This window comes from Psychrosphaera aestuarii, assembly GCF_017948405.1.
Taxonomy (GTDB): Bacteria; Pseudomonadota; Gammaproteobacteria; order Enterobacterales; family Alteromonadaceae; genus Psychrosphaera; species Psychrosphaera aestuarii.
Genome location: NZ_CP072844.1, coordinates 1664770 through 1676859, shown reverse-complemented (window position 1 = coordinate 1676859; position 12090 = coordinate 1664770). Strand labels below are relative to the sequence as shown.

The following is a 12090-nucleotide window of genomic DNA, read 5'->3' as shown; positions in this document are numbered from 1 at the left end:
CTTTGAAAACGAAGGCTTGATGTTTAAGTCGGTGAAATTTAATTTTTTAATAAAAATTGTGGGTCGAGGCGGCGATTAAACCAATTTAGTCGCCAGTCTAAATGAGGGCCAGTTACCCTGCCCGTCGCACCAATTTCAGCAATTTTTTCACCTTGTTTAATGGTATCTCCAGTTTTCACCGTTAATTTACTTAAATGAATGTAAGTAGAAGTAACGCCTAAACCGTGATCAATAATCAAGGTGCCACCTGAATAATATAAGTCAGGCTCGGCAAGTACCACTTTCCCCGACCAAGGAGCTACAACTTTAGTTCCAGTTACGGCGGCTATGTCCAGACCAAAATGCGGACGTTTAGGTACGCCATTAAATACTCGACGAGAGCCATAAACCCCACTAATTCTTCCTTCTGCTGGCCTTATAGTTGGTTCTAAAAAGTCAGTTCTAAAAGACATTTTTTCGCGCGCAGCTTTCACTAACGCCGAGTCGCTTTTTATTCTTTCTAGCACAGAAGCCGGTGGAGAGACGTATTTTGAAGCAACACCATTCACTCGATCAATTTTGTATTCTCTTTGTAATACCGACAAAGTCTTAGTTTCAATATCGCCGTTTTTATAAGTCACGGTTAATTCTGATTCAGCTTTCGCATCGACTCCAAAGCCAAAAACAAATAAGGTTCCGTTTGGATGAATTGGCACCTTAATGCCATCTATCGTTACGTTACTAAGAGGTAATGTGGCCTGTCCGTAGACTAAGCCACCTTGAGAAAAGGTACCGTGGAGCTGCGTATTCATTAGCTCTGCTTTTAATGAAAAGGCAATAATAGAAAGGAAGATAAATAGTATTTTCATTTGCTCTGCTCCGTCATAGCACCATTTAAATAATATTACGAAAAGGCAATCGCACCTTTGGCAACACCCTCATAAGCCACTACTTTGTAGCTGTTATCTGGGTTTTCTGTCTTTAACTTATCTGCTAGATATTGTGCAATTAATTCAACAGTTGTATCAACCGGCATGGTATATACTGATGATTTATCCATCGCTAACTCAAAATGCCCCTGTGATGATTCATACTTAAAAGCAACTTGGTTATCTCGTTTTGATATAAATTCTAGTTCTTCTGCTGTAACTTCATCTTCTAATGTAGCGACGTAAATATCCTGCCACAATAAAGAAAGTTCTTTTTCTAATCTTGGCGATTTCATGCCATTTTCAAAGATTTGTATTTTTGATCTATGTCCGTGAGCAATACGTTGACAATTACCGTCATGCTTTTTAAGACCGTGAGTATAATGATAATAAAATCCAGATATGTCCTCAGCTCGCAATGACAGCTCAACCTTTTTAACGTTATCAGGAAGTTGCGGCTTAATTACCGAGGCCAAATGTGTAATAACGTCAGGCATTTCTATACGCTCAGCGTCAATAAAGCAATAAGCATCCGCAGGACTAGAAATTGAAATTACTTCACCCTTTGTCGACTCAAAATCAACTCGAATATAATCTTTATTTTCTATGTGAGTAACAGCAATACCATCAAACTCTGTAGGAATAACAAGTTTATGATCAACTGTGTCATCGATAATACGCTTAACTTGTTTTTTGACTTTAGCAAAGTCTAAAACCATGTTTTGTTCATCAAGTTCACCGTGTAACGTCAAATCAACGATCCAACTCTCACCTACCATGCCTCTTTGGGTGCACAGGTATGAAAAATCTATCACGGTTAAGTCATTAACAAACAGTTGCATATTACTCTCTCTCTTTAAAACGAGGCGCTATTATAAAGACTATTCGTACATATCGCATTAATTGTTTTTAGTTAACTTGGCATATTATCGAAGAGTAAGTCATAGTATAAAACAACATATTGAATCAGGTGGGTGAATGAAGAAAGTTTATCAATGTAGCAATACTTTAGAATTACAACCCTTTATCGAAACACTAAAGCGACTGGACATTAAGCATTTGATTAAAAATGAATATATATCCGGAGCTATTGGTGAGTTACCGTTTACTGAAGCATGGCCTCAAATTTGGGTGTTAAATGATAATGACGTAGCTGAAGCAAAAGCGGCTTGCCGCGCGACTGAAACCGATATCAACAGCGACAAACCTGACTGGGACTGCTCGCACTGTGGCGAAACCAACCACGCGAGCTTTGAGTTTTGTTGGCAATGTGAACATTTAGATAGTCAGCAACTATAAATAGCCCCGTTGCCAACTTCAGTATTTAAAAAAGATTTACCAACTACCCGTATTAGGCATTGACGCCCATGGTTCCTTAGGCTCTAGTGACCCATTTTTTTGTATTAATTCAATGCTGATGCCATCTGGAGATTTTACAAATGCCATATGTCCACATCTCGGCGGTCGATTAATCACAACGCCGCCATCCTGCAGCTTTTGACATAATTCGTAAATATCATTAACTCTAAATGCTAAATGGCCAAAATTTCGGCCGCCCGTATATTCCTCGGGATCCCAGTTATAGGTCAACTCAATGGTTGGTTTTTTTGTTTCGGTAGCTTCTGCTAATTGGTCTGGTGCCGCTAAAAATACTAATGTAAAGCGCCCCTGCTCATTATCTTGTCGATGTACTTCCTTTAGCCCCAATAAATCACAATAAAACGCCATAGACTCATTTAAGTCTTTTACTCGAACCATAGTGTGAACGTATTCCATATAAGCTCCGTGTGTAAATTAATTTTGGTCAATTTACCATGTATTGTTAGGCAAAACATCAATCGCTTCGACAAAACAGCTTCCCTATATAAGTGATAAACTGGTCACCCTTGCACAAAGTCATTATAATACGCGCCCCTAAAACATTAAGACTATGACAATGATCAAACCACAAATTACATTAGCGCCGATGGAAGGTGTTATAGACCATTTAATGCGCCAAATGCTGACTAGTTTTGGTGGTATTGATTTGTGTGTTACCGAATTTATCCGCATTGTTGATCAAAAGTTACCTGAACGCGTTTTCTATCGCTACTGCCCCGAATTATATAACGGCTGTAAAACACCTTCTGGCACGCCAGTACGAATTCAGCTACTTGGACAGGACCCAGATTGGTTAGCCGAAAATGCTGTTGTAGCAACACGTTTAGGAAGCCCGGGGATCGACTTAAATTTTGGATGCCCTGCTAAAGCAGTCAATAAAAGTCGTGGTGGCGCGATTTTATTAAAAGAGCCTGATACGCTATACCGTATTGCAAAGGCGGTAAGAGCAGCCGTTGATTCGAATTTACCAGTCACTGCCAAAATGAGACTCGGTTTTGATGATTCATCTTTAGCCATTGAAAATGCACAGGCCTTAAGTGAGGGCGGTGTTTCGGAAATTGCTATTCACGCAAGAACTAAAAGTGATGGCTACAAACCGCCGGCTTATTGGGAACAAATAAAAAGTATTAGCCAACATGTAGACACGCCATTGATTGCAAATGGTGAAATTTGGAACCCAGAACAAGCGAACCTTTGTCAGCAACGTTCAGGTTGTACCAACCTAATGATTGGACGTGGTGCACTCGCCCTACCGAATCTAGCAGCTTGGATTAAAGGTGACCAAGAACCGTTACTTTGGGTAGATGTGTTGTCTTTGCTAATTAGCTATTCAAAACATGAGATTGAGGGTGACAAAGGCCTTTATTATTCAAACCGAGTCAAGCAATGGATGGTTTATCTTAAAATGACCTATCCACAGGCAGAGTCGTTTTTTAGAGCCATCCGTACTATCAAAAAAACAGATGAAATGTTATCTGCTATTCATTTAGAACACCACTTACATTCTAATATTGCGCAATCGCTTGTGCTTAGTTAATCTAACTTCGGACATAGTGATCAAATAATAAAAATAGAACCAGGATCAAATATGAAAAACAAACGTATTTCGGCAAGCCTAATAGTGGCAAGTGCCGTATCAATGGCTTTAGTCGGCTGTGGTAATGAGTCAGTCAACAATGCGCCTTCACAGCAAACACCTCAAGTACAAACTCTTACGGTTAACGATGCTAAAGCTTATGTTGTCGACGCTGAGAAAAGATTAGCTGAACTTTATGAGTATGCAGCTAAAGCCGAATGGGTAGCACAAACCTATATCACCGAAGATACACAATTTATCGCCTCTAAAGCTAATGAAGAAATTAAACTTCTTGGTATAGAACTAGCTAATGGCGCAGCCAAATTCAAAGACCTCAAATTGGATTTTGATACAGAGCGTAAGCTAAACCTTCTTCGCTTAGGCCTTACCTTACCAGCTCCAGCGGAGTCTCCTGAGTTAGCTTCTGAACTTGCACAAATCGAAAGTAAATTATCTGCGATTTACGGTTCTGGTCAGACTCCAGAAGGTACAAAATATGATTTGATTGAATTGTCGAATACCCTAGCAACCTCTGATGATCCAGAAGCCTTGTTAAACGCTTGGGTTGATTGGCGAAAAGTATCTCCAAGCATGAAAGACAAGTACACACGCTTGGTTGAGATTGCCAATCAAGGCGCCAAAGATCTTGGCTTTAGTGATGTTGGTGCTATGTGGCGTTCAAAGTATGACATGGAGCCAGATGCATTTGCCGCTGAAATGGACCGTGTATGGGGCCAAGTAAAGCCGCTGTATGACTCATTACATTGTCATGTTAGAGCAAAGCTAAATGAAAAGTATGGTGATGAAGTTGCACCTGCACAAGGCGAAATTCCAGCACATTTATTAGGTAATATGTGGGCCCAAACTTGGGGCAATATTTATGATCTTGTTGCACCTTCAGGTGGTAGCGGAATCGATGTTACTGAAAAGTTAAAAGCTAATGATTACGACTCAATCAAAATGGTTGAACAAGCAGAAGGCTTTTTTACGTCATTGGGTTTTGATCCACTTCCAGAGACCTTCTGGACACGCTCACAATTTGATAAACCAATCGACCACGATTCAGTTTGTCATGCTAGCGCTTGGGACGTAACGGAAACAGACTACCGCATCAAAATGTGTATTCAGCAAACCGGTGAAGAGTTTAACGTTATCCATCATGAACTTGGTCACAATTTTTACCAACGTGCTTATAACCAAACACAGCCTTTACTATATCGAGGAAGTGCAAACGATGGATTCCACGAAGCAATTGGTGACACTGTAGCACTATCCATCACACCAAAATATTTAAAAGAAATTGGTCTTATTGACGCTGAGCCTGATGCATCAGGAGATTTGCCATTTCTTATGCGTATGGCGATGGACAAGGTCGCATTTCTACCGTTTGGTCTAATGGTTGATAAATGGCGCTGGCAGGTATTTAGCGGTGAATTGTCAGCTGAACAATATAATGAAGGTTGGTGGAAGTTACGTGAAGAATATCAAGGCGTAAAAGCCCCAGTTTTACGAACGGAAGCAGATTTTGATGCTGGATCAAAATATCACATTCCGGCAAACACACCTTATTCACGCTATTTCCTAGCCCATATTCTGCAATTCCAGTTCCATCGTGAGCTATGTAACATTGCAGGTGAAACAGGTCCGCTACATCGCTGTTCCATCTATAACAACAAAGACGTAGGTAAAAAGCTCAACGCTATGTTGGAAATGGGTATGAGCAAACCGTGGCAAGAAGCGTTAGAGGCAATGACAGGTTCTAAAGAAATGGATGCTACCGCAGTTATCGATTACTTTGCACCGCTTAAGACTTGGTTAGACAAGCAAAACGTTAATCGTCAGTGTGGCTGGTAATTTAATTATTTGCCCTAAATTGCTTTAATTTTTTGATACTAAAAAGCGGAGTTTAAAAACTCCGCTTTTTTTATGCGTTATGCGCCGTCTTAAATAGCCTTGCTGGTTACTGTCCGACAGGTAACATCTTATTTAACGCCTAACTCTCTCAAACGTTCATCTAAGTATTCACCCGCTGTATAACGGTCAGATAACACTACATCAGGACGTGGGTGTAAAAATAGTGGCAAAGAAATGCGCGACTTACTGCGATCCGCCCCTTCAGGGTTTATTACACGGTGAATAGTAGATGGGAAATAACCGCCTGACGCTTCTTGTAACATGTCACCAATGTTCACCACTAAACAACCAAAGTCACCAGGTACATCAAACCAAGAACCATCTTTCTTCTGAACTTGTAAACCACCTTGGTTGGCTGCTGGTAGCACGGTTAATAAGTTAATGTCACCGTGAGCGGCCGCACGAATAGCGCCTGCCTCTTCTTCACCAGTAATCGGTGGATAATGAAGAATTCGAAGTAACGTTTGTTCACTGTCTTTAATCATTGAAGAAAGTGCCGTTTTATAATTCGCTGCAACGTCTGCTGGAGAGTGCTTTTCTACCCAATCTAATAACGTCGATGCCAATTCGTTAGCTTGTTCATAATATGCATGAATTTGCTCACGAAGCTCTTCTGGACATTGGCCCCAAGGGTAATAATGGTAGTATTCTTTAATGTCTTTTTTATCGTGACCCTTGGCTGTTTCACTCACTGTATCTGGGAAAAAACCGTCTTGAGTATCTACATTAAAGTGAAAGTCTTGTTTATTTTCTGAAGCGAAGTATCCAGCCCAATTGTCATAAATAGACTGCAATAAATCTTTTTGTAATGGGTGGTTTTTTAAAACACCAAAACCAGTTTCATGAAGAGACTTAACAAACTCTTGAGCTGCATTATCAGCTTTAAAATCAACAATAGATAACATTATAATTCCAATCTCGTAATTTATGCCGCGAATTATATGTGATTTTAGTCCGTAATCAAAAGATAAAGCAGAAAAACATAACTTGGATCAAACTAAACGCCGAGATTACTATTTTTTGTTCGATTATATTTTGCAAAAAAACGATTACCAAACTGAAAAACACCTAGTCCAATCATTATTAAAACGCCACCGACTAGTAAAGTCATAGAAAAACGTTCGTTATTAAGAAGTATGCCCAAAGTCATAGACACAACTGGCGTCAACATGGTTACTAATGCAACAGTACTCGTTTCCAACTTTTGTAATATGTAAAAATACGCTAAGAAACCAAGTAACGACGCAAATATTCCCATATAAATAACTGACCACACAGCTCGCGGCTGCCACTGTTCATAATTAACTTCGCCATCGAGTAACAACCAGGCTAATAGATATACGGGCAGAGATACTATTAACGAGCCGACTGTAGTTGATAACGGATGAAGATCTATTTTTACGCCTTTAACCAAAACGCTACTTAAACTAAATAACACCACACCAACAAAAATGAAAGTAAAGCCATAAATAGCGCCGTCGTTAATTACCATATTCTCGCTACACACAATTGCTAGGCCAGTAAGCGCAATAAATAACGACATTTTTTTTGTTTTAGTAAACTTAGTTTCGGACAACCAACGTTGTGCTAATAGACCAGATAATATTGGTGTCAATCCAAAGCTCAGCGCCATAAGACCCGACGATATGTATTGCGCGGCAAAATAACAAAACAGCATACCAACCGATAAACTGATACTAGAAAAACAGTATACTTTGAAGGCTCTTCGTGAAGTATTAAGTTTAATATTAAGGGAATACATTAATAGTAAACCAACCGTTGCCGCAATTGACATTCTCATTAACAAAGACAAAGTGGGTGCAATGGATTCACTGCTCCAAACAATCCCTAACGGTGTGGTAGACCAAACTAAAACAACAACAAAAAACGCAATTGAAACAGGCATTGTTTATCCAACTAAAAAGTAGCAACGATTCATCCGTTTATAAGCCTAGAGTATATACTTTAATGGTGTGAAAACGATACACTTTTTAATGTTACATTTTTAATTATCAATGCCAATTTTATTCAATCAGTGCTAAGTTATTCAATCGATGTGTAAGGGAGGAAAAATGAAGAGAATCATTGTTTTATTGTTAGTATCAAGCATTGTTGCCGTTATAGTTGGGCTATTTACTTTATCCTCCTATCTTACTCGTTGGGGCGTGGAATATGCGTTTGCTGAACAAAATCTAACTTTAAAAGAAAGTTTGTCAGTCAGTTATGACCCCTTTATTAGTGAGCTCAATGTCAAAAACTTCGCCTTGCTACATAACAACACAACCGAATTAGTCTCTTTTGATTCCATGAGAATTAACCTTGAGTTGGCACCGCTTTTTAATCAGGGTCTTATCATCAACGATATTGAGCTATCGGGCCTCGCCCTTAATATGGCAAAACAAGATGACAACGCCTTACTACTAAATGGATGGTCTACCGACAATTTTACAACGAGTACCGGTGAATCGGCTGACAAAAACTCAGAAACAAAAAGTCAAGCTGAACAAGCCAAGCCGAGTGAACCTTTTATTACCGATGTTTTGATATCTAACATTGAATTATCAAATATTTTAATTAACACCAACCTAAATAATCAGCGTCATAACATAGATTTAAAAAACTTAACCATCGAGAATTTTGATCTTCAACTAAATAATAAACTGCAACCTAAAGCTCTTAACTTTAAATTAAACAGCGACCTGGCCTATAAACTTAGCGATGATAATCAAGGCCTCTCTGTAATAACGAATATACTGCTGGGACTTAGCCCTCAAATTACTTTTGATGACCCTGACACCGTTGCGGTTTATTTAGAACAAGCTGGCCTTACGTTAAACGACACTAAGGTAGTTTCTTCACCACAAGATGTTAGTGTTAATTTTGAGCAGTGGCATACCGATATCGCTGAGATTAACGTAACTGCGGGCGAAAACTTACGTGCTGATGTGATGTACAAAACATCACTCAAAAACACCAATGTCAGTACTGTAAAAACAGCACAAACCATGTTGACCTTAGCGTCTTTTCAGCTCAACAATGTGTCTAGTATTGTCGACTTAAACGATGCCGTGCCGAAATATAATGTCGCTTTTTCCGACGCAAACTTTGTTAATTTGCAATTAATGCCAAATGAAGACCAAACAGTACCTAAATTATTAGATTTAACTGAGTTAACGATTAAAAACGTCGAGCTATCCAATAGTCTAGCTTCAATAGAGAACATCATAATTGGTGACTTATCCACTAATGTTATAGTCAACAAAGATAAATCCTTAGCAAATCTTGTACTGCCCTCACCTGCGCAACCTTCAGACAGCATGACTGACAAAGTTACAGCAAATTCTAAAAATAATACGACTACTGACACAGTAAGTTCGCAGCAAGCCTCAATTGAAACCGCAACAGAGTCCACAAACGAATCCACAACAGAGTCGACAAAAGCCTCGGGACCGACGATAACGCTTAAACTGGCAGAGCTATCAAACAACGGTATTTTTAACTTAAACACCCTTGATTTAAGTGTTGAGCCAAACTTCCGTTCGTTAATACAAGTACAATCAATTCGACTCGCTGATATTGATAGTAGTCAACCGCAATTAGTAAGTGTTTTTGATTTAGCAGCTACAAATAATACCTATGCCCAAATCAATGTCTCTGACCGAAGCCAGCTGTTTATAGAATCGCCTAAACACGATATAAAAATCACATTAGATGAAATTGATTTAGCATCAATCTCTCCCTACATTAGCTCTGCTCTTGGTTATCATATAAATACCGGGCAACTAGATAGTACAATCAATGCCAATATTGTCGGCAACAAAATCGAAGGTGAAGCTGATTTATTGATGCGCTCGGTGGATTTGACAGCCATATCTAATCAAGGCGAGGAGAGTTCGTTTAGTGGTGGTGCAATCTCATTCAATTATGCTTTAGGTATGTTAAAAGACGGCGACGGGCATGTTGAACTTAATGTTCCCTTTGATGGCGACCTCAATAACCCTTCTGTTGGCTTTAGTGGCTTTTTATCACTTATTGTCCAGCGCGCAACGATGTCAGCTGCAAAAGACTATTTGATAAATACGTTTGTGCCGTACGCTAATGTTGTAAACTTTGCTCTCTCTGCCAGTAAACATGTTTTAAAGTTAAGATTTAACGATATGCTTTTTGAGCCGCAGCAAGACGCACTTACCGACAAAGAGATTCAACGGTTACAGGAATTAGCACTCGTGTTGCAAAAACACGACTCTACTAATATAAGACTATGCCCAATCAGTGTCATCGATGATCTACTATCAAAAGAGGCTGAAGAAAATGAGCAAAGTAGTGTAAGTAAAAAATCAATTACTGCTGAACAAGTTCAGCAACTGATAGATTTAGGACAACGTCGAGCCGAGGACACAAAATCGTTTTTAGTTAACAAAGGCGAAATAAAATCAAAACGAATTTTAGCCTGTGCGCCAACAATTGAATATAAAGCGAATGCTAAGCCGCGTATTGCATTTAATGAAACATAATCTTGACACAACTAAACTTTTAAATGGAAATCCGTTATTTTGCGCTTATTAACAACTGCGATACACCCTGAAATTAGCGATTTAAATGCATTAACTTTTACACGAAAAGCAACACGAGCTATTGTGTTAAATCAACGTCAAATTTTAATGCTTTACACCAAGCGCTACGATGACTTTAGTTTACCTGGTGGTGGTGTTGATAATGAAGAGACCATTACTGAGGGTTTAGTTCGTGAATTAAAAGAAGAAACCGGCGCGCAGAAAGTAGTGAACATTAAAGAATTTGGTTTATACAAGGAATATAGACCTTGGCATAAGCCGGGTTTTGATATTATCCACATGGAGTCATATTGTTTTACCTGTGAAATAGAAGGTGAATTAACTGCCCCTACTTTTGAGCCTCATGAGGTTCAAAACGGAATGACACCACAATGGGTAAATATATTCGAAGCCATTGCCCACAACGAACGAACCATTAAGCACAGCTCAAAAAAAGGCATGTCTGTAGAACGAGAAACCTTTTTACTAAAGCGTATTGTAGAAGAGTTAATTAACGAAAATTAGTTCCTGGTCTGCGTTATTGCAGACCTATCTCAATATCGGTGATAACGTAATTACCGCTAAACGCGGGATCTGGCGCACCAAGCGTTTCTATTGCAAAATAATCTTTGTCTTGCTCAGGTAAACCATGATAACCGCCAATGACCTGATAAAGCCAAACTTCCGGATCAAAGTCTAATTGTTTTTGTGCGTAGTAATCTAAAGCTGTCGTATTTTTACCCGCTTCAATGACATCACAGAAAAACTCCTCTACCGCATTTTTTAGACGGCTTTCCTCTAATTCAATTGCTGCTGTATCCTGCATTACTAATGGCGAACTATTACTTCCAGTGCGCACAGGAACGAGGCGGCGATTAATATGGCGTATTTTATCGACCATAGTTAATAACTCGTGTTCTTGTGATACATCGTTAACATCAATCGCTGCTGGACTTATAATACTTTCGCTAACATTAAATAGCGTAGGGACATGCGATAACATTGGGTAAGATTGCGGCTTAAAGTCTGGTTGTTGCTCAAGATGCAATACGAACCCTTTTAACAAACGCGTTCGCCCTTTAAACTCTCTAAACCTGCCAAGTAAGTCCATTAGCTTACTCTGCGCTAAACTCAGCTCTTGAGTACAATGAGCAAAACTACTTTGTAAGGTAACCACCAGCAAATGGCGTAACTCTCTGTGGGAACCAGAAATTTCGCTCAACTTATCAAATTGGAACAAGCTTAACTGGTTTAACAATTCGGATACTTGAGTCTGTGCTAATTCGTTTTCTCGTATTTTGGCATCAACAGTTGACACATATCCAAACTCATTACTTATACGCGACCATATTAATCGAACATTGGTTGCTAACATATCAGTAAGGCTATAAACACGCTCTGTCACATCCGACAATACCGCTTCCGACTCCTTAAAGCGCCCTTGGGCAAGCGCATCTTTATAGTGTTCCGCTTGCGTTTTTAACGTCGTCAAACTTGATCCTATATTGGCGTCAATTTGTCGGTTATTTTCATCTTGTAGACTTTCTTCAAGCAAGGTACGTAATGACGGACGCAATCGTAGTTGTCGCTCATTTTCAGGGCGCCACAAGATTTTTACGTCTAATAAATTATTAATCACCTTTGGCGAATAATCAGACTCATTGATACTGCCTGAGAAATAAGCTTGCATCACCAACTCGGAATGATTGCTCAAGGCATTTAGCAATGAGATACCCGCTTTTTTCAAGTTGTTATTCAT

General features: G+C 39.3%; 11 protein-coding genes. 5 read left to right on the top strand and 6 right to left on the bottom strand.

Annotated elements, in window-relative coordinates; all coding sequences use genetic code 11:
* Positions 1 to 38 precede the first annotated feature (38 nt).
* Together J9318_RS07675 and J9318_RS07670 are read right to left on the bottom strand one after the other, a co-directional pair.
* Positions 39 to 848, bottom strand: coding sequence for a M23 family metallopeptidase (locus J9318_RS07675; protein WP_210559364.1), 810 nt, complete (start codon positions 846 to 848; stop codon positions 39 to 41).
* Positions 849 to 883: 35 nt separating this feature from the next.
* Positions 884 to 1750, bottom strand: a complete 867-nt coding sequence (locus J9318_RS07670) for a 6-pyruvoyl trahydropterin synthase family protein (protein ID WP_210559363.1) — start codon at positions 1748 to 1750, stop codon at positions 884 to 886.
* A 136-nt stretch (positions 1751 to 1886) separates the two neighbouring features.
* On the opposite strand from J9318_RS07670, the gene J9318_RS07665 reads away from it, so the two are divergent.
* Positions 1887 to 2207 (top strand): putative signal transducing protein, encoded by a 321-nt coding sequence (locus tag J9318_RS07665; RefSeq protein WP_210559362.1) that lies wholly within the window; start codon positions 1887 to 1889, stop codon positions 2205 to 2207.
* Between the two features lie 36 nt (positions 2208 to 2243).
* Here J9318_RS07665 and gloA read toward each other — a convergent pair whose 3' ends face one another.
* A complete protein-coding gene (gene gloA / locus J9318_RS07660; RefSeq protein WP_210559361.1) occupies positions 2244 to 2684 on the bottom strand; it encodes a lactoylglutathione lyase in 441 nt (146 codons plus the stop codon).
* A gap of 160 nt (positions 2685 to 2844) precedes the next feature.
* Here gloA and J9318_RS07655 point away from each other — a divergent pair, with 160 nt between their 5' ends.
* Both J9318_RS07655 and J9318_RS07650 read left to right on the top strand, forming a co-directional pair.
* A complete protein-coding gene (locus tag J9318_RS07655; protein WP_210559360.1) occupies positions 2845 to 3825 on the top strand; it encodes a tRNA-dihydrouridine synthase in 981 nt (326 codons plus the stop codon).
* Between the two features lie 51 nt (positions 3826 to 3876).
* Positions 3877 to 5718: a M2 family metallopeptidase gene (locus J9318_RS07650; protein WP_210559359.1), complete on the top strand. Its 1842-nt coding sequence runs from the start codon at positions 3877 to 3879 to the stop codon at positions 5716 to 5718.
* Positions 5719 to 5846: 128 nt separating this feature from the next.
* On the opposite strand, the gene J9318_RS07645 is transcribed toward J9318_RS07650, so the two are convergent.
* Together J9318_RS07645 and J9318_RS07640 are read right to left on the bottom strand one after the other, a co-directional pair.
* Entirely contained in the window at positions 5847 to 6686 is an 840-nt protein-coding gene (locus J9318_RS07645; protein ID WP_210562405.1) for an isopenicillin N synthase family dioxygenase, read from the bottom strand.
* An 89-nt stretch (positions 6687 to 6775) separates the two neighbouring features.
* Entirely contained in the window at positions 6776 to 7684 is a 909-nt protein-coding gene (locus J9318_RS07640; protein WP_210559358.1) for a DMT family transporter, read from the bottom strand.
* Between the two features lie 166 nt (positions 7685 to 7850).
* Here J9318_RS07640 and J9318_RS07635 point away from each other — a divergent pair, with 166 nt between their 5' ends.
* Both J9318_RS07635 and J9318_RS07630 read left to right on the top strand, forming a co-directional pair.
* On the top strand, positions 7851 to 10292 hold the full coding sequence (locus J9318_RS07635) for a DUF748 domain-containing protein (RefSeq protein ID WP_210559357.1): 2442 nt from the start codon (positions 7851 to 7853) through the stop codon (positions 10290 to 10292).
* Between the two features lie 39 nt (positions 10293 to 10331).
* The gene (locus J9318_RS07630) at positions 10332 to 10856 is read left to right on the top strand and encodes an NUDIX hydrolase (RefSeq protein WP_210559356.1); all 525 of its coding nucleotides are present in this window, start codon (positions 10332 to 10334) and stop codon (positions 10854 to 10856) included.
* Positions 10857 to 10869: 13 nt separating this feature from the next.
* Here J9318_RS07630 and J9318_RS07625 read toward each other — a convergent pair whose 3' ends face one another.
* Positions 10870 to 12090 carry a phosphoenolpyruvate carboxylase gene (locus J9318_RS07625; protein ID WP_210559355.1) on the bottom strand — a complete coding sequence of 407 codons (1221 nt, stop codon included), beginning with the start codon at positions 12088 to 12090 and terminating at the stop codon, positions 10870 to 10872.